This is a genomic window from Rhizobium sp. SL86, assembly GCF_026672545.1.
GTDB lineage: Bacteria > Pseudomonadota > Alphaproteobacteria > Rhizobiales > Rhizobiaceae > Neorhizobium.
The window spans coordinates 971965-997867 of sequence record NZ_JAPPRJ010000001.1; the positions used below are offsets into that span (position 1 = coordinate 971965).

The 25903-nt window shown below is 61.9% G+C and carries 23 protein-coding genes and 1 tRNA gene; 11 read left to right on the forward strand and 13 right to left on the reverse strand.

The genetic code is table 11. From position 1 onward, the window contains the following. Positions 1 to 22: 22 nt before the first annotated feature. The 5 genes from pstB to phoR form a co-directional block, all read right to left on the reverse strand. Positions 23 to 784, reverse strand: coding sequence for a phosphate ABC transporter ATP-binding protein PstB (gene pstB, locus OU993_RS04910; RefSeq protein ID WP_442792929.1), 762 nt, complete (start codon positions 782 to 784; stop codon positions 23 to 25). Between the two features lie 72 nt (positions 785 to 856). Next, entirely contained in the window at positions 857 to 2215 is a 1359-nt protein-coding gene (pstA, locus tag OU993_RS04915) for a phosphate ABC transporter permease PstA (RefSeq protein WP_268155119.1), read from the reverse strand. Beyond that, entirely contained in the window at positions 2212 to 3672 is a 1461-nt protein-coding gene (pstC, locus tag OU993_RS04920) for a phosphate ABC transporter permease subunit PstC (RefSeq protein ID WP_268155120.1), read from the reverse strand. Before pstC ends, pstA begins: the two co-directional genes overlap by 4 nt. Before the next feature lie 75 nt (positions 3673 to 3747). Beyond that, positions 3748 to 4788: a substrate-binding domain-containing protein gene (locus tag OU993_RS04925; protein WP_268155121.1), complete on the reverse strand. Its 1041-nt coding sequence runs from the start codon at positions 4786 to 4788 to the stop codon at positions 3748 to 3750. A 191-nt stretch (positions 4789 to 4979) separates the two neighbouring features. After that, positions 4980 to 6236, reverse strand: a complete 1257-nt coding sequence (gene phoR, locus OU993_RS04930; protein WP_268155122.1) for a phosphate regulon sensor histidine kinase PhoR — start codon at positions 6234 to 6236, stop codon at positions 4980 to 4982. Positions 6237 to 6464: 228 nt separating this feature from the next. Between phoR and ppk2 the strand changes: the two genes are divergently transcribed. Further along, the gene (gene ppk2 / locus OU993_RS04935) at positions 6465 to 7346 is read left to right on the forward strand and encodes a polyphosphate kinase 2 (RefSeq protein ID WP_268155123.1); all 882 of its coding nucleotides are present in this window, start codon (positions 6465 to 6467) and stop codon (positions 7344 to 7346) included. Here ppk2 and OU993_RS04940 read toward each other — a convergent pair whose 3' ends face one another. Next, the gene (locus tag OU993_RS04940) at positions 7347 to 8558 is read right to left on the reverse strand and encodes a hypothetical protein (protein WP_268155124.1); all 1212 of its coding nucleotides are present in this window, start codon (positions 8556 to 8558) and stop codon (positions 7347 to 7349) included. A 236-nt stretch (positions 8559 to 8794) separates the two neighbouring features. On the opposite strand from OU993_RS04940, the gene OU993_RS04945 reads away from it, so the two are divergent. The 4 genes from OU993_RS04945 to nadE all read left to right on the forward strand — a co-directional run bounded on the left by OU993_RS04945 (position 8795) and on the right by nadE (position 11939). Continuing rightward, positions 8795 to 8870: transfer RNA gene (locus OU993_RS04945), tRNA-Thr, on the forward strand. Between the two features lie 228 nt (positions 8871 to 9098). After that, positions 9099 to 9368, forward strand: coding sequence for an acyl carrier protein (locus OU993_RS04950; protein ID WP_268155125.1), 270 nt, complete (start codon positions 9099 to 9101; stop codon positions 9366 to 9368). A 22-nt stretch (positions 9369 to 9390) separates the two neighbouring features. Then, a complete protein-coding gene (locus tag OU993_RS04955; protein WP_268155126.1) occupies positions 9391 to 10941 on the forward strand; it encodes a class I adenylate-forming enzyme family protein in 1551 nt (516 codons plus the stop codon). After that, a complete protein-coding gene (nadE, locus tag OU993_RS04960; RefSeq protein WP_442792930.1) occupies positions 10941 to 11939 on the forward strand; it encodes an NAD(+) synthase in 999 nt (332 codons plus the stop codon). Before OU993_RS04955 ends, nadE begins: the two co-directional genes overlap by 1 nt. On the opposite strand, the gene OU993_RS04965 is transcribed toward nadE, so the two are convergent. Both OU993_RS04965 and OU993_RS04970 read right to left on the reverse strand, forming a co-directional pair. After that, a complete protein-coding gene (locus tag OU993_RS04965; protein WP_268155129.1) occupies positions 11940 to 13073 on the reverse strand; it encodes a hypothetical protein in 1134 nt (377 codons plus the stop codon). 112 nt (positions 13074 to 13185) lie between these two features. Next, on the reverse strand, positions 13186 to 13575 hold the full coding sequence (locus OU993_RS04970; protein WP_268155130.1) for a PRC-barrel domain-containing protein: 390 nt from the start codon (positions 13573 to 13575) through the stop codon (positions 13186 to 13188). A 218-nt stretch (positions 13576 to 13793) separates the two neighbouring features. Here OU993_RS04970 and OU993_RS04975 point away from each other — a divergent pair, with 218 nt between their 5' ends. The 5 genes from OU993_RS04975 (at position 13794) to OU993_RS04990 (ending at position 19386) form a co-directional block, all read left to right on the forward strand. After that, positions 13794 to 15497: a long-chain fatty acid--CoA ligase gene (locus tag OU993_RS04975; RefSeq protein ID WP_268155131.1), complete on the forward strand. Its 1704-nt coding sequence runs from the start codon at positions 13794 to 13796 to the stop codon at positions 15495 to 15497. A gap of 127 nt (positions 15498 to 15624) precedes the next feature. Further along, positions 15625 to 16869, forward strand: a complete 1245-nt coding sequence (locus tag OU993_RS04980; protein WP_268155132.1) for an alpha/beta hydrolase — start codon at positions 15625 to 15627, stop codon at positions 16867 to 16869. An 87-nt stretch (positions 16870 to 16956) separates the two neighbouring features. Further along, entirely contained in the window at positions 16957 to 18579 is a 1623-nt protein-coding gene (gene pgi, locus OU993_RS04985; protein ID WP_268155133.1) for a glucose-6-phosphate isomerase, read from the forward strand. 83 nt (positions 18580 to 18662) lie between these two features. Next, the gene (locus tag OU993_RS28820; RefSeq protein WP_442792870.1) at positions 18663 to 18848 is read left to right on the forward strand and encodes an SDR family NAD(P)-dependent oxidoreductase; all 186 of its coding nucleotides are present in this window, start codon (positions 18663 to 18665) and stop codon (positions 18846 to 18848) included. After that, positions 18799 to 19386, forward strand: a complete 588-nt coding sequence (locus OU993_RS04990) for an SDR family oxidoreductase (RefSeq protein ID WP_442792871.1) — start codon at positions 18799 to 18801, stop codon at positions 19384 to 19386. Before OU993_RS28820 ends, OU993_RS04990 begins: the two co-directional genes overlap by 50 nt. A gap of 72 nt (positions 19387 to 19458) precedes the next feature. On the opposite strand, the gene OU993_RS04995 is transcribed toward OU993_RS04990, so the two are convergent. Next, the gene (locus OU993_RS04995; protein WP_268155134.1) at positions 19459 to 20808 is read right to left on the reverse strand and encodes a dicarboxylate/amino acid:cation symporter; all 1350 of its coding nucleotides are present in this window, start codon (positions 20806 to 20808) and stop codon (positions 19459 to 19461) included. 305 nt (positions 20809 to 21113) lie between these two features. Between OU993_RS04995 and OU993_RS05000 the strand changes: the two genes are divergently transcribed. Next, a complete protein-coding gene (locus OU993_RS05000) occupies positions 21114 to 21344 on the forward strand; it encodes an AbrB/MazE/SpoVT family DNA-binding domain-containing protein (RefSeq protein ID WP_268155135.1) in 231 nt (76 codons plus the stop codon). Between the two features lie 61 nt (positions 21345 to 21405). Here OU993_RS05000 and OU993_RS05005 read toward each other — a convergent pair whose 3' ends face one another. The 4 genes from OU993_RS05005 to pyrC form a co-directional block, all read right to left on the reverse strand. Then, positions 21406 to 22332 carry a carbohydrate kinase family protein gene (locus OU993_RS05005; RefSeq protein ID WP_268155136.1) on the reverse strand — a complete coding sequence of 309 codons (927 nt, stop codon included), beginning with the start codon at positions 22330 to 22332 and terminating at the stop codon, positions 21406 to 21408. 96 nt (positions 22333 to 22428) lie between these two features. Continuing rightward, positions 22429 to 23127 (reverse strand): orotate phosphoribosyltransferase, encoded by a 699-nt coding sequence (locus tag OU993_RS05010; protein WP_268155137.1) that lies wholly within the window; start codon positions 23125 to 23127, stop codon positions 22429 to 22431. Positions 23128 to 23193: 66 nt separating this feature from the next. Further along, on the reverse strand, positions 23194 to 24366 hold the full coding sequence (locus tag OU993_RS05015; protein WP_442792872.1) for a GGDEF domain-containing protein: 1173 nt from the start codon (positions 24364 to 24366) through the stop codon (positions 23194 to 23196). A gap of 105 nt (positions 24367 to 24471) precedes the next feature. Beyond that, positions 24472 to 25509, reverse strand: a complete 1038-nt coding sequence (gene pyrC / locus OU993_RS05020; protein WP_268155139.1) for a dihydroorotase — start codon at positions 25507 to 25509, stop codon at positions 24472 to 24474. Between the last annotated feature and the right edge of the window lie 394 nt (positions 25510 to 25903).

Below are 25903 nucleotides of genomic sequence, written 5' to 3' on the forward strand. Positions count from 1 at the left end.
CAGAATGCAGATCCGCCCGGCATCAGCCGAAGCGGCCCATGATGTAGTCCTGCGTGCGCTGATCATCCGGGTTGGTGAACATCTTGTCGGTGTCGTTCTCTTCGACGAGCAGACCCAGGTGGAACATGGCGGTGCGCTGGGAGACGCGCGCTGCCTGCTGCATGGAGTGCGTGACGATCACGATGGTGAAATTCGTGCGCAGTTCGTGGATCAGTTCCTCGACCTTGGCAGTCGCGATCGGATCGAGTGCCGAGCACGGCTCGTCCATCAGGATGATTTCCGGCGAGACGGCGACGGCACGGGCAATGCACAGACGCTGCTGCTGGCCGCCGGAGAGACCGGTGCCGGATTCCTGCAGGCGATCCTTCACCTCGTTCCACAGACCGGCCTTCTGCAGCGCGGAGGCAACGATGTCATCGAGATCCGACTTCTTGCGGGCAAGGCCATGGATGCGCGGGCCGTAAGCGACGTTCTCATAGATCGACTTCGGGAACGGGTTCGGCTTCTGGAACACCATGCCGACCTTGGCGCGCAACTGCACCGGATCGACCTTCGGATCGTAGATATTCTCGTTGTCGATCAGGATGTTGCCTTCAACGCGGCAGCTGTCGATCGTGTCGTTCATGCGGTTGATACAGCGCAGGAACGTGGACTTGCCGCAACCGGACGGACCGATGAAGGCCGTGACCGAACGCGGACGGATCTCGATGTTCACATCCCGGATGGCGTGCTTTTCGCCGTAGAAGACCTGGACGTTGCGCGCGGAAATCTTCGAGTCGATCATAGCTGCTGCTTTCGTAGTCGTCGTCGTATTCATCGTTGTCGAGATATTATTCATCATTACGAACTCTCCCTACTACCAACGACGCTCATAGCGGCGACGCAAGATGATTGCGGACAAATTCATCAGGATCAGGAACACCAGCAGGACGATGATGGCACCCGAGGCACGCTCGATGAAGGCCGGGTCGCCACGCTGAGTCCAGTTGTAGACCTGAACCGGCAGAGCGGAGGCCGGATCGAAAAAGCCTTCCGGCGGACCGGCCGGATAGTCACGGACAAAGGCCACCATGCCGATCAGCAGGAGCGGCGCGGTTTCGCCAAGCGCACGCGCCAGACCGATGATCGTGCCGGTCAGGATGCCGGGCATCGCAAGCGGCAGGACGTGGTGGAAGATCGCCTGCATCTTCGAGGCACCGACGCCGAGCGCCGCATCCCGGATCGACGGCGGAACCGACTTGAAGGCGGCACGCGTTGCGATGATGATGGTCGGAAGAGTCATCAGCGTGAGCACCAGGCCACCAACCACCGGGGCCGACTGCGGAAGGCCGGCGAAGTTGATGAAGGCCGCGAGCCCGAGAATACCGAAGACGACGGAGGGAACGGCGGCCAGATTGGCGATGTTGACTTCGATCAGGTCCGTCCACCGGTTCTGCGGTGCGAATTCTTCCAGATAGATCGATGTAGCAACGCCGAGCGGCAGCGACAGGACCAGCACGATGATCATCATGTAGGCCGAACCGAGGATCGCCACACCGAGACCGGCCGATTCCGGACGGGTATCGGACGAGTCGGGGGCGGTGAAGAAGGCCCAGTTGAAATGGGTCGTCAGAATACCAGCAGACTTCAGCCGGTCGGCCAGCATCAGCTGCTGCGGGGAAACGTTGCGGTCAAGCTGCGCGCTATCCATCGTCACGCGGCCCTTGTAGTAACCGTCGATGCGGCCGTTGGCCAGGAGATCGAAGGTTACGGTGGTGCCGATTGCGGACGGATCCGCAAGAACGTAACGGCGAAGATCGGCCGGAGCTTCCTTGGAAATCAGCTCGGCAGCCGCCTTGACGCTGATGCCTTCACCCTGGACGCCCTTGGCAGCCATGGAATCGGCAAGTGCCTTTTCGATCAGCGGCGCATAACCGAAGGTCGTCACCTTGGCGATCTCCGCGGGATCACGCGTGCCGGCCTTGTCGAGGCGTGCCGGGTCCAGGAAGACGTCCAGACGGACATAGGTCTGCTGGAAGGACGACAGGCCGTTCGACAGGATCGAGCCCAGCAGGAAGACGAGAGCGACGATACCGATCGTCACACCCACCAGTCCCATCATGCGGAAGCGCCTTTCGGCAGCATTACGACGACGGGTCCGATCATCGAGAGTGAGCAGAGATTTTGCTTGAGCAGGCGCCATTGGCGCGTTGGATGAAACGGTCATGTCGGTCATTCGTACTGCTCCCGATATTTGCGTACGATGTAAAGGGCCAGCACATTGAGGGCGAGGGTGAAGGTGAACAGCGTCAGGCCGAGCGCGAAGGCAACGAGCGTCTCGGGGCTGGCAAATTCGGTATCACCCGTCAGCTGGCTGACGATCTTGACGGTCACGGTCGTCATGGCCTCGAAGGGATTGAGGTCCAGCTTGGCAGCCGCACCGGCCCCGAGCACGACGATCATGGTTTCACCGATCGCGCGGCTGGCCGCGAGAAGGATGGCGCCCACGATACCCGGCAGCGCGGCCGGCATGACGACTTTCCGGATCGTTTCCGACTGGGTTGCGCCAAGACCGTAAGACCCATCTCGCAGAGCCTGCGGTACGGCATTGATAATGTCGTCAGACAGAGAGGAGACGAAGGGGATGATCATGATGCCCATGACCAGGCCAGCCGTCAGCACCGACGAGGAGGACGAACCGAGCCCGAGCGGCTGGGCTAAATAATCGCGCAGGAACGGACCGATGGTGACGAGCGCGAAGAGACCGTAGACGATGGTCGGAATGCCGGCCAGCATCTCGATCGCCGGCTTGGCAAAACTGCGCAGCGACTTGCCGGCATATTCGGACAGGTAAATTGCGATCATCAGCCCGATCGGAACCGCAACCAGGAGCGCGATGAAGGAGACGTAGAAAGTACCCCACAAAAGCGGCAGGATACCGAGATCGGAACCACCGCGGAACTGCGGGTTCCAGACCGTCGAGAAGAAGAAGTCTTGCGCGGGATAGATCTTGAAGAAGGAAATCGTCTCGAACACCAGCGACAGGATGATGCCGACGGTGGTCAGGATCGCGACCAGCGACGAGGCAATCAGCAGCAACTTGATGAAGCTTTCACTGACATTGCGAGCGCGCATGTGCGGCTCGATGCGGCGATAGACAAGGCCTGCCAACACCGCCGCGATGGCAATGACCGTGGCCGCCATCAGAATGCTGCCCGTCTGGGTCATCGAACGATAGGCCCGAGCAGCTTCGAAAACGGCTACCGGCACATCACCGACGAGCGGCACGCCGACTTCAGCGAGGCGCGCGCGCAGATCCGACGGATTGGCCGCGATGCGATCAACCTCCGCTTCACCCACGCCACCCTTGGCGAGCACCGCATCAAGGCCACCAGCGATGCGGCGGACGTCCGACATCACGAGGCTAAGGGCGCCGCCCTCGGGGATCGCGCTGTCCGGGATCATGGCGGTGACGCTGCGCTCGATCACAACCGGCTGGATGAGAAGCCAGAGAACCAGGGCAAGCAAGGCCGGAACGGCTGCGAACAGGCCGACCATTTGGCCGTAATAACTGGGAAGAGAATGCAGTTTGATGCCGCTCTGTTGAGAGACGGCCATGGCTCGCTGTCTGCCGAAGACATACCCCAGTGCCGCGAGCACCAGGACAACGAGAATAATGACGCCAACGCTCATGTTGCCCCTACCCTCTTCAAAAACTCTTCAAGAAATTGACGGCGCGGAAACCGCGCCGTCAGAGGAGAGACAGTCTTACTTCAGCGGAGCCATCGGCGTGCGAGCCTTGACGGCAGCCTGGGTCTTCTTCAGTTCCGGATCGGAAACCAGACCGTAGGCAGCGAGCGGGCCGTTCGGGCCAGCCATGTCGTCGGATACGAAGAACTCAACATATTCCTGCAGGCCCGGGATGACGTCCAGGTGCGCGTTCTTCACGTAGAAGTACAGCGGACGCGAAACCGGATACTTGCCAGCAGCGATGGTTTCGACAGACGGCGTTACGCCAGCCATCGTGGCAACCTGCAGCTTGTCGGTGTTGTTCTGGTAGAAGGACAGACCGAAGACGCCGATGCCGTTCTTGTTGGCATCGATGCGAGCCAGGGTTTCCGGATAGTCGCCGTCGATGTCAACCGACACGCCGTCCGTACGGATGGCGCCGCAAGCCTTGGTGGCAGCAGCCTTGTCGTTGTTGTTGGCAGCGAGCTGGGCTTCGTAGGTGCCGTTTTCCTTGCAGCCGTCGATGATGACCTTTTCATCGAACACTTCGCGGGTGCCGTGCTTGGTGCCCGGGATGAAGGTCAGGATCGGCTGATCCGGCAGGTCAGCGCGAACGTCCTTCCAGGTCTTGTTCGGGTTGTCGACGAGCTTGCCGCCCTTCAGAACCTTGGCAGCAATGGCGTTGTGCCAGTCAGCCTGGGTGAAGGCGAACTTCGGACCCTTGATGTCGGACGCAAACACGATGCCATCGTAACCGATGCGGACTTCCTGGATGTCCTTTACGCCGTTCTTGGCGCAGGTTTCGATGTCGGACTTGCTGATGCGCGAGGAGGAGTTGGCGATGTCGATGGTGTTCTCGCCCACGCCTTCGCAGAGCTTCTTACGGCCAGCGCCCGAACCGCCACCTTCAACAACCGGGGTCGGATGCTTGGAGTTTTCACCGAAGGCTTCAGCGACGATGGATGCGTAAGGCAGAACCGTGGAAGAGCCAGCAATCTGGATCTGGTCGCGCGCAACGGCAACGCCGGTGAAGGCGACGGACGCCACCAGGGCAGCCGCGGAAAGTTTCACGATGTTCATTGTAGTCTCCCGATAGGGCTTGTGTGAATTCTGCTGCACCAGCTCTCGCTCTCGCCGGTGCTCGGCCCGTTTGTATTAGCCGCCGTAGCCCCACGCTTTTATGTCAGTTTGATGAAACAATTGTGACAAGCTATATCACTGAAAATAAAATGATTTTTCTCTCTTCGTTAACTTTCGCGCACGCCAACATGTCAAAATCTGACGGTAAAGTCCGTCCCCTTGCCGAGCTCGGATTTAACAATCAGCCGGGCGCGGTGGCGCGTTAGGATGTGCTTGACAATGGCAAGCCCGAGACCGGTCCCCTTTTTCGAGCGGCTGTCGGCAACGCTGACGCGGTAAAAACGCTCGGTCAGCCGCGGAACATGCTCTGCCGGAATCCCCGGACCGCGGTCGACCACGCTGAGTTCAACCGGTTGCGCGGGATCATCCTGGCGCAGGAAGACATCGACGATCTTGCCGTCCTGGCCGTATTTGCAGGCATTCTCGACGAGGTTTTCGATGACCTGCACCAGTTCATCCCGGTCCCCCGTCACCTCCACCTTCGTATCCGGCAGATGCATGCGGATCTCGACGCCGAGATCATGGGCAAGCGGCAGTAGCGAATCCCGGACATGGCCGACAAGCGGCACGAGATCAACACGCTGGCTGGGCGCGATGTGCGCCTTCAGTTCCAGCCGCGAGAGGGACAGAAGATCATCCACAAGCCGGCTCATGCGGGTTGCCTGGTCGAGCATGATGCCGAGGAACCGTTCCTGGGCGCCCATGTCTCCCTTGGCGGGGCCCTGCAGGGTTTCGATGAAACCACGCAGCGAGGCGAGCGGCGTGCGCAATTCGTGGCTGGCATTGGCCACGAAATCCGACCGCATGCGGTCGATGCGGCGCAATTCGGAAATGTCCTTTGCGGTCAGCGCGAAATAAGGACCGCTTCTGGCCGCTTCCCCCGGCAGGTCCACCGGCGCAACACGCAGGATGAACACACGCTCCGAGGGATGACGCTCGGAATGTTCGATCTGGTTGCTCTGGCCGGTCGCCACCGTTTCGCGCACCATGTCCAGGATGCCCGGCGAGCGCAGGCGCGCCGACAGATGCGTCCCCGGCTGCATCACGTCGAAGGCTTTTTCGGCGGCTGCATTCTGGAACAGCACATGGCCATCCCCACCGAGGACGATGACCGGCAGATCGAGCGCCGCATAAGCAGCGGCCAGATCGCCGAGCGGATCACGCGGGGGAAGAGCAACCGGCAGCGCAGGTGGCGATGGCAGTTCCTCGCCCGGAAGCGAGGGAGACAGGAGCAGCGACAGGAACATCAGCAGCCAGCCGGCCGCCACGAACAGAGGATTGATCTCCGCACCCAGGGCCAGGACTGCGAGAAGGGTTGCCGCTGCGACGGACAGCCAGCCGCGCCTGAGCTTTTCTCGCCCTGTTTCCCGTCGCTCCTCGATTGCCATCAATCCTCTCTCTCCCGCACATGAACAGTTGCGGCGACTGCGAACTTGACCGGTGGTGATAGCCGCATCGCATGACAGATATACATCGCTGTCGATGAACTTGGGACGAAATCACCAGATCGATGCTTTTTCTCGACAAAGCGGGATATTGTGTCGCAGTCTCTCCGGGAACTGCACGCAGCCGAGATCATTGGCGAAGACGAGAGGCCGGAGAGCTTGAGAATGGACATGACGGACGCACAAAAGAGCCGCGCAGTGACCCTGGAGATCGGCGGCAAAAGCCGGGTTTTCGACATCGACGACCCGACGCTGCCGGACTGGATTGCCGACAAGGCCCTGTCTTCCGACGGTTATCCCTACGACAAGAAGATGGACACCGATGTCTACGAGGCCGAACTGAAGGCGTTGCAGATCGAGCTGGTCAAGGCGCAGACCTTTCTGCACACAAGCGGACAACGGGTGATGGCGCTGTTCGAGGGGCGGGATGCGGCCGGCAAGGGCGGCTCGATCTTTGCGATCCGCGCCTATCTCAATCCCCGTTCCGCCCGGGTCGTGGCACTGACCAAACCGACGGAGACCGAAGCCGGGCAGTGGTATTTCCAGCGTTATGTCACGCATTTCCCGACCAGCGGCGAAATCGTCCTCTTCGACCGTTCCTGGTACAACCGCGCCGGGGTCGAACCGGTCATGGGCTTCTGCACGCCGGAGCAGCACAAACATTTCCTCGTTCAGGCGCCCGCCTTCGAGCGCCTTATCGTCGATGAGGGCATCCATTTCTTCAAGTTCTGGCTGAACATTGGCCGTGAGATGCAGCTGAAGCGCTTTCACGACCGCCGCCACGATCCGCTGAAGGTCTGGAAACTTTCGCCGATGGATATCGCAGCGCTGACCAAATGGGACGATTACAGCAAAAAGCGCGACCAGATGCTGGAAAGGACGCATACGAAGGAAGCACCCTGGACCGTGGTGCGCGCCAACGACAAACGCCGCGCGCGCCTCAACATCATGCGCCATATCCTCCAGTCGTTGGACTATGAGGGCAAGAACAAGAAGGCGATCGGCGAGATCGACGGAAAAATCCTCGGCTTCGGACCAAAGGCCTTCGGCTGATCACTGGCCCGGCAGCACGCGCACGGAATACAAAAGGATCGGCTGGCTGCCACCCAGGATGTCACTGTTGACATAGATCCGTCCGGCTTGCGTCGGTGCAAGCGTCCGGTCGAAGGTGACGCGGAACAGGGTGTCCGCCCGTTCCTGCATGGCCATGACACGATGGCGGCTGCAGGAGCCGAGGCTCGCGAAATCGCAGCGCACGGCAAGCTGCACCGCGGCATTGCCAACCGCCTGCAGGGTGAGCGCAATGGTCGAAGTCTTGCCGGCCATTTCCCGCAGAACCTCGACCGGCACCGGAATGGCCACATCGCCGCCGGCACCCGGAGCCCGTGACGTGATGCGCAGCGCCGGACCATCGGCCATGGCGACAACCTCCGCAGAAGCCTCAGCCCCCGGTGTGACCGCGACCTTGGAATCGGCGGTATAAACCTGCAGCCAGTCATCGGAGAAACCCTGCTGCGGATTAAAGGCCTGGCCGGCTGCGCCGGTGAAATCCTCTTCCCGGACGGCGGGCGGCGGATTGGGAACGCTCGTATCCCGTTGCTCGGGCGTCAGGAAAAGCCCGCTCGAATAGGCCCACCAGCCGCCCATCGCAAGGAAAGTAAAGAATATGAAATAGATGAAGAGACGGGAGATCAGTCCACGCCTCTGGCGCTTGCGCTTTTCACCGGGAACCTGAGGCGCAGACAATTCGCTTTCGGGCCGGGTTGCCCGCGTGGCTTTGCTTTTTTTCTTGCGGCCAAAGCGCGATTCCTTTGGACCGGGGGAGGACGGCGCCTCCGGTGCCAGTCGGTCGCTTCCCGGTTCGGCGCGCATGGCCGCAAGCGAACCGAATGCATCCTCATCACCGGCCGCCCCGGCTTCGATCTGCGACGGATCGCGCGTCTGGCCGCCAAGGCTCGGTTCGTCCATGCGGTCGGCCGCAAGGTCCGGGGTCGGCGAATCGATCTGGACCTCTGCGGCGGCACGCGCAGCAGCCTCCGCCTCGGCCGCCCTGATGCGATGGCGTTCCTCGATCTCGATCTCGCGGATCTTGTCCTCCAGGCCACGGCGCTGCCTGTCGATCACGTCCGGATCGGTGATGTCCTGCTTTTTCAGGCCGGCGTCCAGCGCCTGGCGGGCGGATTGATAGATGCGCGCCCGCACATGGGCATCATCCCGCTCCGAACGCGCCAGCGCGTTTCTGATTGCCGTTTCCAATCCGCTCACGAAGCTTCCTTTTCCTGGCTGCGACACCGGTGTTTCAGTCTGGGTTATCCTCTGAACGGGCGAACTGCAAGCATATGCCCTCGTTCAAGCCACAGCCGCTCTTTCCAAGCGACAAAGGCGGCAAGATGGCACTTCGCGCAACAAGATTGCAAAGAGGTGTCACAAGCGACTTGAAATCCTCCGCCATTGTGTGTATCAGCCGCCTCACACCGCAAGCCCGCACGGGTTTGGCGAGGGCCGCTTTAGCTCAGTCGGTAGAGCACGTCATTCGTAATGACGGGGTCACGTGTTCGAGTCACGTAAGCGGCACCATTTTTCCCCAACACTCCCGGACCACGTTACAAGCTCTTCTCTTCCGATCGCCCAATCAGGCGAGCCTAATCAATCGTCCGCAGCGTCTTCTCTGTTCATCCCTTTGCCGTTTCGGGCCAGTTCCCCTTTAATAAAGCGGATTTTTTAGCAAAAGATTCAGGGATGGGGGGGCACACTCCCGCAGATTGCGAGCCAGCCCCGAGCGCCATGTTGCGCGGGTAACGCTTGATGGAGGATGTTGCCGTGCCGACGACCTATTATTCCGCCATACGTGAATTCATTGCCGAAAACTTCCTGTTCCGCGCCGATGCGGTGATCGATGACAGCCAGTCCCTGCTGGACAGCGGCGTGATGGATTCGACCGGCGTTCTGGAGCTGATTGCCTTTCTAGAAGCGACCTACGGCATTACCGTTGCCGACAACGAGATCGTGCCCGCCAATCTTGATAGCGTCGAACGCGTCTCGGTCTACCTCGCCTCGAAACTCAAAGCCGCCTGACGGCGACGAAAGCGGTCGGGGGATGCGCATCGAGCTTTATCTTCACCGCAACGCCGAGATCCGGCCGGAGGCGGTGGCGGTGGTGTCCGGCAGCCGGCGCATGACCTATCGCGCGCTGGCGGATGAGGTCGCGCGGCTTGCCTCCGGGCTTTCGGCGCTCGGCACCGGCCGCGGCGACCGGGTGGTGTTCGTGCTGGAGAACACGGCAGAGGCGGTCATCGCCTTCTTTGCGGTCTGGCAGCTTGGAGCGATGGCCTGCCCGCTGCACCCCTCGATCAAGGCGGACAAGCTTGCGGAGATCCTGACGCGCACGGCCCCGACGGCGCTGATCACCCAGGCACGAACGAACCGCATGGTCAGCCTCGCCTGCGAACGCGCGGGCCTCTCGCCAACCGTCATCCTGACGGATGTCGAGACGGCACCGGACGGGGCCATCGCGTTTCATTCGCTTCCATCCTGCGCCTTGCCGCAGCTCCCGGCGCGGAGCCTCGACGAGGACGATCTGGCACTGCTGATTCATACATCGGGTTCCACCGGGCATCCGAAGGGCGTGATGCTGACGCACCGGAACCTCGATTTTGCCTGCAGCACGATCTGCGACTATCTGGGCAACGATACGCGCGATGTGGTGCTGAGCGTGCTGCCGCTCTCTTTCGGTTACGGCATCACGCAGATGGTGACGATGATGATGGCGGGCGGCACGCTGGTGCTGGAGCGCAGTTTTGCCTTTCCGCGTGCGATCCTCGAGCGGCTTGCCGAGGAACAGGTGACCGGTTTTCCGCTCGTTCCCGCCATGGCCGGCCTGATCACCGCCATGCAGGACCTGCAGCCCGGCCTCCTGCCGCATCTGCGCTACATGACGAGTGCGGCGGCTGCCATGCCGCCTGCGGTGACGCAGGCCCTGCAGCGGCTTTTCCCGGATACCGCGCTGTTCCTGATGTATGGCCAGACGGAGTGCATCCGCACCTGTTATCTTGCGCCGGAACGTGCCGCAGACACGCCGCTGTCGGTCGGTCGGCCGCTGCCCGGCACGCAGGTGCAGATCATCGGCGAAGATGGCACACCCGTGGCATCCGGCGAGACCGGCGAACTGCAGGTGTGCGGCCCGCATGTGATGGCCGGCTACTGGAGGGATGAGGCGGCCACACAACGCGCCCTCGTCCTGCGCGGTGGACAACGCTGGCTGAAGTCCGGTGACCTGTTTCGCCAGGACGGGGATGGACTTCTTTATTACGTTGCGCGGCAGGACGACATCATCAAGACACGCGGCGAGAAAGTGAGCCCGCAGGAGGTGGAGCGCGCGCTTTATGCGCTGCCCGGCGTTCTGGAAGCCGCTGTCGAAGGTGTTGCGGATCCGCTGTTCGGCCAGGTGGTGAAGGCGCATGTGGTGCCAGCACCAGGTGTCACGCTGACCGAACGGATGGTGCGGCAGCACTGCGCCGAACATCTGGAAGATTTCATGGTGCCGAAACTCGTCGAGTTTCGCGACGCCCTGCCGAAGACGAGCACCGGAAAGATCCGGCTGTCCCTGGCAAACACGGTCTCCGAAGACACGGAAGGAAAAGTGGCATGATGCAGGCACAACAGGCGGGCAGCAGGAGCTTCGGACCGGAGATCTTGCGGATGGATGCGGACGCCGAAATCGAGCGGATCTGCCACTGGCTTCGCGAGACGGTGGCGAAGGATCTGCGCAAACGGGGTGCCGTGCTGGGCCTGTCGGGCGGCATCGATTCCAGCGTGACCGCAGCGCTTTGCGCACGCGCGCTCGGAGAGAAAAAGACCGTCGGCATCTTCATGCCGGAACATGATTCCGATCCGGAAAGCCTGCGGCTCGGCCAGGCGCTGGCGGCCGCCATCGGCATTGAGACCGTTCTGGAGGATATCGGGCCGAGCCTTGCTGCTGCCGGCTGCTATACGCGCCGCGACGGGTTCATCCGCCAGGTGGTGCCGGACTTCGGTGATGGCTGGGGTTGCAAGGTGGTGCTGGAGGATGCACTTGCCGGGCGCGGCTACAATATTTCCTGGCTGGTGGTTGCCGATCCGCAAGGCGAACAGAGCCGTCACCGCATGCCGCTCGAGGTCTATCTCGGCATGATCGCCGCCGCCAACATGAAGCAGCGGACCCGCAAGCAGATCGAATATTACCATGCGGACCGGCTGAACTTCGCCGTGGCCGGCACGCCGAACCGGCTGGAATACGACCAGGGCTTCTTCGTCAAGAACGGTGACGGTGCGGCCGACTTCAAGCCGATCGCCCATCTTTACAAAAGCCAGGTCTACCAGCTGGCGGAAGCACTCGGCGTGCCGGAGGAGATCCGCCGTCGGCCGCCGACGACCGATACCTGGTCGCTGCCGCAGGGCCAGGACGAATATTATTTCTCGCTGCCCTATCCCCTGATGGACCTCTGCCTCTACGGCCTTGACCACGGCGTTGCACGCGAAGCCGTGGCGGAAGGAACCGGGCTCACGCCAAACCAGGTGGATGCCGTGTGGAAAAACATCGCCGCAAAACGCAAGGTGGCGGAGTATCTGCACGCCGAGCCTGTCACGATGTTTGGCCGGGCGGGTTGATCAATCCTCAAAATGGTCGCCGATCAGGCGCATCCAGCTTTCGCCGGCGAGACCGCTCGCCAGCGCCATGCCATCGCGGAACGGCGCAAGCAGTGCCTTCTCTTTTGCATGCACCAGATAAAAGGTACGGGTGAGAAACAACGTGCGGCGGCAGATCAGGGCATTGTTCAGCCAGGGCTGGGCCGCACCGCGCACGGCCGCGCAGCCGTGCCGATGCGCATCCGCCAGCATGTCGTCGATCAGATCACCGGCCTGGTCCGGCTTGACGAGGGATTGCAGCAGCCAGGCGAAATCGTTCGGGCGACGGAAATAGGCATAGGCCGCGACCGGCTTGCCATCGCGGCCATGGGCCAGGCGGTAACAGGGCTCGCCGAAATTGCGCTTGATGGCGGCGTGCGACGAAAACCAGTCGATAGAAGTTTCATCCCAGGCCGGTCTGAGGGGGTAGAGCCTAGCGAGATCGAGCGCCGCCTTGTCGAAGGCGGCGCGGTCGGTCTCCGCAAATGTCAGGCGCCGCGGCCCTTCTTCCAGCCGCGGCCGAAACGGATCCGACATGATGCGGGCGAAGGCCGTATCTGCCAGACGGGCCAGCGGAAACAGAAGCTGTGCCGCGCCGTGACGGTGTTTCAGCGCACCGACCGTGGCCGTTGCGGGCCGCAGCAGGCGGATCCAGTTCAGGCTGTATTGGGTATCAGGCGGAATGCCGAGCTTCTGCCACATGCGCAGAGCCTTCATATTCGCCGTTTCCGTGATCGAGATGTCCTGCGGACCGGAAAGGAAACTGCGGATCAACCGCGCACCGGCCAGCGGATGCCGGTCCGGCTCGTCGACCGTGAGCGAGCCGGCAAATGCGGCGCGCACCGATCGCCCCTCGAACGTCATCCGTTGAACGTTGACACCGACGAAACCGCGGATGTCGCCTTTGTCATCCACAAAGACACGGGAGGGGATTTCGGGATCATGCCAGGGATTTGCAACGTAGACCTGCCTCAAGTGTTCGATGAGCGGCAGGCTGGGCTCGGTCGCCGCGCCGCGCTTGCGGAAGGCCTTCACAAAAAGGCGACCGACCGCAGGAATATCCTGCGGCTCCAGAGGGCGGACATATGCCGCCACGTCTCCCGAGCCATCCGTCATCGCGCGCCCTGTTGTTCTCTCTGGCGCGCGACGATGTCACGATGGATTTAAGATTGCATTAACCACGTCGACGCCGCCCTTGCGGATCGGGCCGGCATCGATGCTCCCGCTTTTACATCCAGTAGGGCGGGACGCCGTAATAGTCGTAGATCGTGCGGTCCTTGTCGCGATGCCAGCTGTCATCCTCAAGGTTCTCGTAACGCGGGGCGCCGGTGATCTGCTCTTTTGTCAGGTCGATCCGATACCCATCCATCTCTTCGTCATAGGTCAGCTTTTCCCAGGGCAGCGGGTAATAATCATCGCCGATCCCGAGAAAGCCGCCAAAGCTCAGAACCGCGTAAGCGACCTTGCCGCCCCGCTTTTCGAGAAGCACGCGCTGGATGCTGCCGATACGGTTTCCATCGGCACCGTAGACGCTGGTTCCCTCCACCTTGTCGCTGGCAATCAGCGCATAGTTGTCCTTGACGTAGGGGTCCTGGCCCGCTTTCGGTTCATGATGCATGAACGTACCTCCTTGTTCAGACTGTATCGGTCTGACAACCCGCGCCCCTCCCCGGCGGTTCCGAATTTTCGCCATCGGGACCGCGACAGCCAATTGACGCTTACGTCAAAGTTATTTAGCGTGATGGAGAAATCGGTGTATACTGCCGCTACACAAAAAACCTTGCGCGCGCGGAGTGGAGGCCTCTCGCGTAAGGATAAACAGGAGGAGCTGCCGCAATGAACGATGTTTCCCATGCCAATATGCATCCGGCGGCCAAGAAGATTTGGCTGAGTTCCTATCCGCCCGCTGTGCCGGCGGAGCTGCCGCCTCTGGCGCACCGGTCGATCGGGCAGTTGTTCGAGGAAAGCTGCAGCCGTTATGGCGATCGCACCGCCTTTTCCAGCATGGGCAAGACCCTCTCCTTCCAGGAACTGGAAGAAACCAGCCGTCGTATCGGCGTGTGGCTGCAGGCGCAGGGGCTTAACCGCGGCGACCGGGTTGCGGTGATGATGCCCAACATCCTGCAGAACCCGGTGGTGGTTTACGGCATCCTCAGATCCGGCTTCGTGGTCGTTAATGTCAATCCGCTTTATACGCCACGCGAACTGGAGCACCAGCTGAACGATTCCGGTGCCCGGGCGATCTTCGTGCTTGAAAACTTTGCGCACACCGTCCAGCAGGTTCTGCCACGCACGGAGATCAAACACGTGATCGTCGCCACCATGGGCGACATGCTGGGGCTGAAGGGGCATATCGTCAATTTCGTCGTGCGCCGGGTCAAGAAGCTCGTGCCCGCCTGGTCGATCCCCACGGCACTCACCTTCAAGAGCGTGCTCGCGGCGGGCGGCGGAAAGGCCCTGAAGCCGGTCGATATCGGGCTCGATGACATCGCCTTCCTGCAATATACGGGTGGCACGACCGGCGTTTCGAAGGGGGCGATGCTGACGCACCGCAACCTTTTGTCCAACAAGGAACAGATGGCCGTCTGGCTGGAAAGCGCTTTCCTGAAGCGCGACCGCCCGGAACAGCTCGTTTTTCTCTGCGCGCTGCCGCTGTACCATATCTTTGCGCTGACGGTGAATTCGCTGATGGGGATCGCGATCGGCGCCCACAATGTGCTGATCGCCAATCCGCGCGACCTGCCCTCGCTTATCAAGGACATGTCGCAACACAAGATCCACATCTTCCCAGGCCTCAACACGCTGTTCAACGCGCTGATGAACAATGCCGAGTTCCAGAAGCTTGACCATTCCTCGATGCTGATGGTCTTCGGCGGCGGCATGGCCGTCCAGCGACCGGTGGCCGAACGCTGGTACAAGATGACCGGCTGCCCGATCACCGAGGGTTATGGCCTGTCGGAAACCTCTCCGGTCGCCACCGCCAACCGCATCGATATCCCGGAATTTTCCGGCACGATCGGGCTTCCGGTGTCTTCGACCGATGTCAGCATTCGCGACGAAGACGGCAATGCGTTGCTCTATGGCGAAGTGGGCGAGATCTGCATCCGCGGCCCCCAGGTGATGACCGGCTACTGGAAGCGCCCGGACGAGACCGCAAAGGCGATGACGGAGGACGGTTATTTCCGCTCCGGCGACATGGGCTACATGGACGAACGCGGCTACATCAAGATCGTCGACCGCAAGAAGGACATGATCCTGGTCTCCGGCTTCAACGTCTATCCGAACGAGGTGGAAGAGGTTGCGGCCATGCATCCGGGCGTGCTGGAATGCGCCGCCGTCGGCGTGCCGGATACCAATTCCGGCGAAGCGGTGAAGCTCTTCGTGGTCAAGAAAGACCCGAACCTGACGGAAGCCGAACTGAAAGCGCATTGCGCCGAAAACCTCACGAACTACAAACGCCCGCGCTTTATCGAATTCCGCAGCGAATTGCCCAAGACGCCGGTGGGCAAGATCCTGCGACGGGAATTGCGACCGAAGTGACGTATTCTCAATATCGTCACGAAGAGTGACCACTGCGGGATGGACGTCCGCGGGCTGTGCCGCTAAAGGTGGACCGACGTGCCAGGCCGCCCGTGAGGGGCGGCCGCTCAGCCAGGATGTGTTCGCGTTGAGAGCTTTTCCACCTGCCGCCACCCGACTGGTCAGCCTGTTCGCGCTGATCGCCCTGCTTTCCGGCTGCGCGAGCCGCGCGGAGGGCGTGCTGATCCCGACCAAGGTCGAGGTGGCCGGTGCCTCGACGGTCGACATCCTGGTCGGCACGACGCGGAAGCCGTCTGACAAACCCGGTTTCCTGTTTTCCGGCGAGCGTGGCCAGGAACCGGAGGTGACGGAAATCAAGGTCTCCATCCCGCCTGACAAGAACCGTGAGATCGGCCAGGTGCAGTGGCCGCGCCGGTTGCCGCCCGATCCTGCCAAGGAATTTGCAACGGTTGCCGTCAATCCGCTCCCACTCGCAGCGGCGCCGGCCTGGGTGAAGTCGCACCTGCCGAAAAGCCGCCGCGTGCTGATCTTCGTGCACGGCTTCAACAACCAGTACGAAGATGCCGTCTATCGTTTTGCGCAGATCGTGCATGACAGCGGGGCTGATGTTGCACCCGTCCTGTTCACCTGGCCATCGCGCGGCAGCATTTTTGCCTACAACTACGACAAGGAAAGCACCAACTATTCGCGCAATGCGCTCGAAACCATGCTGCGGCAGGCAAGCCAGGACCCGAGCATTGCGGAAGTGACGATCATGGCCCATTCGATGGGATCGTGGCTGACGATGGAAGCGCTGCGGCAGATGGCGATCCGTGATGGTCGCGTTGCGCCCAAGATCAAGAATGTCATTCTGGCTTCACCCGATCTCGATGTCGATGTCTTTGGCCAGCAGCTGGAGGAGATCGGCGAGCACAAACCGAGCATGACGCTGTTCGTCTCGCGCGACGACAGGGCGCTGCAGCTCTCCAAGCGGATTTCCGGTAATGTCGATCGCCTTGGCCAGATCGATCCGACGCAGGAGCCATACCGTTCGGAGCTGGAAAAAGCCGGCATCACGGTGCTGGACCTGACCGCACTGCGCGGTGGTGATCCGCTGAACCACGGAAAGTTCGCCGAAAGCCCGGAGGTGGTCAAACTGCTCGGCAACCGCCTGATTGCCGGACAGGCGGTGACCGATTCCACGGTTGGGCTCGGTGAGGGTCTGGGCGCGATTGCCATCGGTACCGCACAGACCGTCGGCAGCGCCGCAAGCGTTGCGGTCAGCGCTCCGATCGCCATCATCGATCCGAACACGCGGCGCAGTTATAATGAGCAGGTGGGGCGTTTTGGCCAGACGCTGGGCGGCACGATCCAGACCACGCTTGGACAGTGAGCGACGATCCTCACACTCTGTGTGCTTGATTTGACATGGAAAGCGAATAGGTTCCCTGTCATCCACAGATGACCCTTGAGGAGTGCCATGCAGGCGATCGTCGAACAGCTGAAATCCACCGCTGCTGCAACCCGCGCCACCGATATCCGCGCAGCCTTTGCCGCCGATCCTGCCCGCTTCGACACGTTCAGCGCGCGGTTCGACGACCTGTTGATGGACTACTCCAAATGCGCCGTGAACGGCGAGATCATGGCACTGCTTGAAAGGCTGTTTGCCGAAGGCGGCGTGGCGGACAAGCGCGAGGCAATGTTCTCCGGCGAGGCGATCAATTTTACCGAAAACCGCGCCGTGCTGCACACCGCGCTGCGCAACCGTTCCAATGCACCGGTGCTGGTTGACGGCAAGGATGTGATGCCGGATGTCAACGCGGTGCTTGCCGCCATGGGGGCGTTTGCCGAGAAGATCCGCTCCGGCGCGCTGAAGGGCGCCACGGACAAGCCGATCACCGATGTCGTGAATATCGGCATCGGCGGCTCGGACCTCGGCCCGGTGATGGCGACGCTGGCGCTGGCGCCTTTCCATGACGGTCCGCGCGCGCATTTCGTCTCGAATGTCGACGGCGCCCATATTGCCGATACGCTGAAGCTGCTGAACCCCGAAACGACGCTTTTCATCATTGCCTCGAAAACCTTCACCACCATCGAGACGATGACGAATGCGGCAACCGCCCGCACCTTCATCGCCGGCAAGCTCGGTGAAGATGCCGTCAAGCATCATTTCGCCGCCGTCTCCACCGCCCTCGACAAGGTTGCCGCCTTCGGCATCGAGAGCGACCGGATCTTTGGCTTCTGGGACTGGGTCGGCGGCCGTTATTCCATCTGGTCGGCGATCGGCCTGCCGCTGATGCTGGCGATCGGGCCGGAGAACTTCGGCAAGTTCCTGGATGGCGCGCATGCCATGGACACGCATTTCCGCACCGCTCCGCTGCGCGAAAACCTGCCAGCCCTGCTCGGCCTGATCGGTTATTACCATCGCAACGTCTTGGGTTATCCGTCGCGCGCGATCCTGCCCTATGATCAACGTCTGTCGCGTTTCCCTGCCTATCTGCAGCAGCTCGACATGGAATCGAACGGCAAGGGTGTGACGATCGACGGCACGCCCGTCGAGGGCAATTCCGGCCCCGTCGTCTGGGGCGAACCCGGCACCAACGGCCAGCACGCCTTCTACCAGCTGATCCACCAGGGCACGAGTGTGATCCCGGCGGAGTTCATGATCGCCGCCAAGGGATTTGAGCCAGAACTTCGCCACCAGCACGAGCTTCTGATCGCCAATTGCCTGGCCCAGTCCGCAGCTCTGATGAAGGGCCGCACGCTGGCCGAAGCGAAAGCACAGCTTCTGAAGGCCGGCATGGATGAGGCGAAGGCGGATCACATCGCGCCGCACCGCGTGTTCACCGGCAACCGCCCGTCGATCACCTTCGTCTATGACCAGCTGACGCCGTTTGCGCTCGGCCGCCTGATCGCGCTCTACGAGCATCGCGTCTTCGTCGAAGGCGTGCTGTTCCGCATCAACTCCTTCGACCAGTGGGGCGTGGAGCTTGGCAAGGAACTGGCAACCGGCCTGTTGCCGGTGGTCGAAGGCAAGGTCGGCACTGACGGCCAGGACGTGTCGACGGCGGGTCTGGTCAAGGCGCTGCGCGCCTCGGCCTGAGCGGACTGCCAACACGGGACCAACAAAAGCGCGCCCGTGCCCCCTGCACGGGCGTTCTGGTTTTGACAGGAGCAATGGGCGACATGAGCGGACAATCAGTGGCACTGGTCACGGGGGCAGCCAAGGGTATCGGCGCAGCCATTGCGCTGCGGCTGGCACAGGCGGGCTTTGCCGTCATTGCGTGCGACATCGAAGACTGCGCGGAAACCCGCGGGCGCATTGAGGAGACAGGCAGCGAGGTTCTCTCTCCAGGCGGATATCGCAGCTGAGGGCGCCTTTGCGCGGATGTTCGACCGTGCCGAAGAGCGGTTCGGCGGCGTCGATGTTCTTGTCAACAATGCCGGCATCATGATCCGCAAGCCGATGATCGACATCACCGATGCGGAATTCGACCGGCAGATCGCGGTCAATCTGACCGGCACGTTCCGGGGCATGCGGGAAGCGGCGCGGCGGTTGCGCACCGGCGGGCGCATCATCAACATTTCCAGTTCGGTCGCGGCCATGCGGTCACCGAACTACAGCATCTACGCGGCCGGCAAATCCGCCGTCGAGACCATGACCTCGGTGCTGGCCAAGGAGTTGCGCGGGCGCAACATCACGGTCAATGCCGTGGCGCCCGGCGCAACCGCCACCGACCTGTTTCTCCTCGACAAAAGCCCCGAGGCGATCGAGGCCTTTGCAAAGCTGGCGCCGCTGGAGCGGATCGGCACAACGGACGAAATTGCCGCCGTCGTGGCCTTTCTCGCGGGCCCCGAGGGCGCCTGGGTCAATGGCCAGACCATCCACGCCAATGGCGGCGTGATCTGACCATCGCCATCCAACCGGAACGACCCCGCGCTGGAAGAGGCTGCGGGGCCGCATGAGATCGGCAGCCCGCCCTTATTCAGCCGGCGTCGCCACCGGATCGAGCGCATCGATGCCTTCCTGACGGTCATAGGCGACCTGGTCGAGGATGCCCTGACGTTTGGCAACCAGCGTCGGGACCAGGGCCTGGCCGGCAACGTTGACGGCGGTACGGCCCATGTCGAGGATGGGATCGACCGCCAGCAGCAGACCAACACCCTGCAGCGGCAGACCGAGCGTCGAGAGCGTCAGGGTCAGCATCACCGTGGCACCCGTGAGACCCGCCGTTGCCGCCGAACCGATGACCGATACAAAGACGATCAGGAAATATTCCTGGATGCCGAGCGGCACGCCGTAGAACTGCGCGACGAAGATGGCCGAGATCGCCGGATAGATGGCAGCGCAGCCATCCATCTTCGTGGTGGCACCGAGCGGCACGGCGAAGGCTGCATATTCGCGCGGAACGCCGAGATTACGCTCCGTCACCTGCTCGGTCACCGGCAGCGTACCGATCGAGGAGCGCGAGACGAAGGCGAGCTGAATCGCCGGCCAGGCCGACGAGAAGAAGCGGGCCGGGTTCAGGCCATTCGCCAGAAGCAGCAGCGGGTAGACGACGAAGAGCACGATTGCGAGACCGATATAGATCGCGCCGGAGAACCAGCCGAGCGAGGCGAGTGCTTCCCAGCCGTAGACGGCAACCGCATTGCCGAGCAGACCGATGGTGCCAATCGGCGTCAGGCGGATGACCCACCAGAGGATCTTGCGGGTGATGGCCAGCAGCGAGCGGTTGAAGTTCAAGAAGGGTTCCGCCTTCTCGCCCACCTGCAGCGCGGCAATGCCGACCGCAATTGAGACCACCAGGATCTGCAACACGTTGAAGTTCAGGGCGGTGGTTGCGCCGGTTGCCGTCACCTTGGTCGAGGCCTGCAGGCCGAGCAGGTTGACGGGGATCAGACCCTTGAGGAAATCGAGCCAGGAGCCGGTGCTGGACGGGGCTGCGGCTGCCGTCTCGGCAAGGCCGGTGTTGAGGCCCGGCTGGATGAGAAGGCCGAGCGTGATGCCGATCGACACCGCAATCAGCGCCGTGATCGCAAACCAGAGCAGCGTCTGCCAGACGAGGCGGGCGGCATTGTTGAGTTCACGCAGATTGGCGATGCTGGCGACGATGGCCGTGAAGATCAAAAGCGGCACCAGCGCGCGCAGCAACTGCACGAAGATCGAGCCGACGGTCGACAGTGTCTGGACGAGCCAGTTCGGTCCTGCACCGGTCGGCCCGATCTGGCGGGCGACGTAACCGAGCACGAGGCCGATCAACATGGCAGCCAGAACCTGAAAACCGAACGAAGCAAAAATGGGCTTTTCAGCCCTGGCGGGAGCGGAAGACATAATGATGTGTCCTTAGGAGAAGCGAGAGGGCGGCCTGGGGTCGGGCTCTCAGGAGATTGCTGAAATTATGGACTTGATGCCCGAATTATCAACAACAGCCATTCCATCAAAGGAGCGCTGAGAGGAAATTTATTGCAGAGACGGACAGGCAAACACAAAAATGCCGGAGCGGACACCGCCCCGGGATGATGTAATCCTTGGCAATCCAGCGAAACGAGAATGCCGGTCTGCGAAACACGGCCGATGCTTCATCGAGAGGCAGGCATGATATACCTTTTCCCCTACGTATATCGTCGGAGAGTGCCATGCAGATCGCAAAATGGGGCAATAGCCTTGCGGTGCGCCTTCCCGCCAGCGTGGTCGAAGCGCTGAACCTGAAGGAAGGCGATCATGTCGAACTTCGAGCCGCCGACTGGCGAGAGCTCGATGTCGCACGCAAGCCCACTCCGCAAGATCTTCTTGAGCGCCTGCGGTCTTTTCGAGGCCGTCTGCCGCCCGATTTCAAGTTCGACCGGGATGAGGCGAGTGGGCGGTAGGTTCGTCGATACGCAGCAGGGATGAGGCAAGGCGAGACCACCTCCCCTACCGCTTGTTATCTCAGAGGCCGATCTCGTGCGCAAACGGCGGATTGGCGCCGGCGCGCGACACGGTGACGGCGGCGGCCTTGGCACCGAGCGCCAGCGCATCCTTGACCGCCTGTTCGGACAGGCTTGCGACCTTTGCCTTGGTCAGCAGGTTCTGGCGCTTCAACGACGCCAGGATGCCGGCATCGAAGGTATCACCGGCGCCGACCGTATCGACGACCTCGACCCGTTCGCTCGGCACGACGACCTTGAACCCGTTGGTGTAACCGATCGCGCCCTCGGCACCGCGGGTGATCACCACCAGCTTGGCGCCCTGCCCCAGCCAGTATTTGGCCAGCGTATCGTGGTCGCCGTCCATGCCGAACCACTCAAGGTCCTCGTCGGAGAACTTGATGATGTCGGACATGGCGGCCATGCGCGCCACGCGGCCATGGTGCTTCTGGCGATCCTTGATGAAACCGGGGCGGATGTTCGGGTCAAACGAAATGACGCGGGTCTGGTATTCCCGCGCCATCAGCGTCTCGTAGGTCTCGCCGCAGGGTTCCGGGATCAGGCTGATCGCACCGAAATGCATGGCCTCGATTTCCGGCCCCAACTCCGGCAGGTCCTCGCGCGAGATCATGCGGCCGGCCGTGCCTTCGTCGTAGAAGGCATAGGTTGCCTGGCCGTTGACCAGCTTGACGAAAGCGATCGTCGTGGGCCGCGAGGAGGTGGCGCAGAAACGGTAGTCGACATGGCTCTGCTTCAGGGTCTCGCGCAGGATGTCGCCCATCATGTCGTCGGAGAGGCCGGTGAAGAAACCGGTCGGCTGGCCGAGGCGGCCAAGCGCGATCGCCGTGTTGAAGATGGCCCCGCCGGCATAAGGCGCAAAGCCGTTTTCGCCGCGGGTGGTTTCGCGCGGCAACATGTCAATCAGGGCTTCGCCGCAGCACAAGATCATCTGTGTTCTCCTCAGGCAGTCGCTGTTCTTCAATCGATTAGATCAGGTGCGCGCAAAACACCAGATGCCCACGCGCGCCGACGCACAATCTTGTCCTCAGGCAACCGGCAGTTCGCTGGCGCCACCATTGCGGGCCGACCAGGCGAGCGGCGCATCAAGGAAGCTTTCGACTTCGGCAAGCGTTGCATCATCGAACAGTTTCTGCGCGCGGGCGACGGCCAGCACCTCACGCCAGGTGGCGATGTGGTGCAGCGTCACCTTGCCATTGGCAAAGCGTGCTTCGGCTTCCGGGAAGAAACCATAATAAAAGAGCGCGATGGCATGATCGACGACGCCGCCGGCCGCACGGATGGCATCGATGAAGGTGAACATGCTGCCGCCGACGGTGGTCAGATCCTCGATCACCAGGACGCGCGCACCTTCCGGCATATGGCCCTCGATCTGGGCGGCGCGGCCATGGCCCTTCGGCTTCTTGCGCACATAGATCATCGGCAGACCAAGGCGATCGGCCAAAAGCGCCGCGAAGGGAATGCCGGCCGTCTCGCCGCCGGCGATGCAATCAAAGGCTTCGAAACCGGCACCGCGGGTGACGGTCGAGGCGGCGAAATCCATGATCGCCGAACGGATACGCGGATAGGAGAGAAGCTTGCGGCAATCAATATAGACCGGGCTCGCCATACCGGAGGCCAGCTTGTAGGGCTCCTGCGGCCTGAAATGGACAGCGCCGATTTCCCACAGCATCTTTGCCATGAGTTCGGCCATCAGCGCGCGGTCGGGATAAATCATCTGGATCATGCTGCTCTCCGTCTTCTGCCTCGCGCGGCAATAGCAGCATCGGCGCCCGGAAACCAGAGCCGTTGATCAGGCGCTGGTGCGTTCACCGTCCAGTTGCTTACCGGCCGCAATCGGGGCGATCTCGACACGGTTGCGGCCATTGCGCTTGGCATTGTAGAGCGCCCCGTCAGCGGCGCTCAGTATGGTTTCGAAGTCCTGCCCCTCCGGCAGTCCATAGGCAATGCCGGCGCTCACGGTCGCCTTGACGGTGACCCCATCGACACACAGTTCGCGATCGGCAAAACTGCGGCGGATCCGCTCCGCAAGCCATTCGGCATAACCGGGGGCGGCCGTACGAACCACCGCGGCAAACTCCTCGCCGCCCAGACGCGCGGTCGTGTTGAGACCGACGGCGGATTTCAGATCCTGTGCCAGCGCACGGATGACCGCATCTCCCGTGGCGTGTCCATACTGATCGTTGATCGACTTGAACCGGTCGATATCGAACACGATGACCGCCATTTCATGGGTGAACATCTGCCGCTCGTGCAGTTCGAACAGCGCGCGGCGATTGTGCAGGCCGGTCAGCGGATCGGTGAGCGATTCCCGGCGGTGATGTTCGGTAATGCGCGCCTGCTGCACCATCAGCGACATGGCGCCGACACCGGTCATGCCGGCAATGCTCATGGCGATGTTGAGGTTTTCGGCCCAGTTGTCGGGCGCGTGGCCGAGGATCCACTGCCCCTCGCTGGCAAGAACGATGGCGCAAAGAATGAAGGAAACGCCAGTCAGCGCATAGAGCGCCGCCATGCCCGTGAGCGGGCCGACTGCTTCCCGCCGTCCCCGCCAGTATTCGAAGGCCGTCGCGAAGAGAAGGCTTGCGGCCCAGACATTGAGACTGATGAAGGCAACGGCATCATATCCCACCGCCATAGGCGTGGCGGTCGTGGCAATCGACATCAGGGACCATTGGCTGGCGGTCTTCAACGGCGCGCGATTGCGGCAGAACTGGACCGCCGCCGCATAGATCACGGCAAAACCGATCAGCATCAGCGATGTGCACACCACACCGATCGCGAGGAACGGATATTGCGTATAGTAGGTGTAGGAAAAGATGCCGGGAATGATGAAGCCGAGCCCACAGACCCAGGTCAGCAGAAAACCGTCACGACGGCGCGCCATCCAGGTGCCCAGAAGCGTCAGGAGCAGGCAGAACGCCGAGACCCCCAACGATACGAGAAGTGTCCTGTAGTCCAGCATCATGCCCACCCATTGGACGCGAACAGCGTGCCCGTACAGCGCAGGCTAGCGGCCAAACTCTAACGGATTGGTTATCATATTTCCGAGAATGGGAACGATACGCCGTCAGCGTACCGCCCAATGCAGCGGGAATTTCGGGTCGAAGACGGTGATCAGGCCGGCCTCGGTATCGATCTTCGACGGGTAGACGACTGCTTCCTCTCGCTTTTCCAGCGTGATCACATCCTCGTTGGCAGGCAGCCCGTACCAGGCGGGACCATTGAGCGAGGTGAAGGCTTCCAGCCGGTCGAGGGCGTTTTCCTCTTCGAAGACATGCGCCAGGCAGCTCATCGTGTTGATCGAGGTGTAGATCCCGGCGCAACCGCAGGCGCACTCCTTCAGCGGATCCACATGCGGGGCGGAATCGGTGCCGAGGAAGAAACGCGCATCGCCGGAGGTCGCCGCCTTGCGCAGCGCCTGGCGATGATGTTCGCGTTTGGCGACCGGCAGGCAGTAGTAATGCGGCCGGATGCCGCCGACGAGGATATCATTGCGGTTGATGATCAGATGGTGGGTGGTGATCGAACCCGCGAGATTGCGATCTGCGGCAAGGATGTAATCGACACCTTCCTTGGTCGTGACGTGTTCCATCGTCACCTTCAGCTCCGGCAGACGGCGGCGGATAACCTCGAGCTTCTCCTCAATGAACACGGCCTCGCGGTCGAAGATATCGACCTCCGGCGTCGTGACCTCGCCGTGCACGCAGAGCGTCAGGCCGATCTTCGCCATGCGCTCCAGCACCGGCATCACCTTGTCGAGATCGCGCACGCCGCCATGCGAATTCGTCGTGGCGCCGGCCGGATAGAGTTTGACGGCGGTGATGAGGCCGCTTTTCTTGCCCTCTTCCACATCGTCCGCATTCGTGTGCTCGGTCAGGTACAGCGTCATCAACGGTTCGAAGCGGTCGCCTGCCGGCACCGCCGCCAAAATGCGCTCGCGATAGGCCTTTGCATCCTCGGTCGTCACCACCGGCGGCACCAGGTTCGGCATGATGATGGCGCGGCCGAAATGGCGGCTCGTATCGCCGATCACACCGGCCAGCACGCCACCGTCGCGCAGGTGGAGGTGCCAGTCATCCGGGCGGCGAATGCTCAAGGTCTTCATGGGCTGCTGTTCCGTGCAAAGAAAAAGAGGTCCCCCGAATAGCACCGGGACCGGAACAGCGACAACCGATGTTTGGCGATTTTTGCCATGGCCGGCGAAATGCCGCGAGAGCCGGGAGAGCCGGGAGAGCCGGGAGAGATCAGCAAAGCGTGATGGATACCCCCAAGAGGAACCGACTGCGTTCTGCCGCGTTCGTTAAACAAATCTAAAGATCAGATGCTGGAGATGAAGAATGAACACCCGTTCTTCGCGAGTGACTACTTTTGCCGTTTTATGCGCCGGCACTGTTTTTGCGCTGGGAGCCTTCACCGCGGCGCCAAAAGCCCGCGAGCCATCGACCGCCATTCTTGCGGCGCAGATGCAGGACCAGTGCGACCGGATGGCCGGCAGCCCG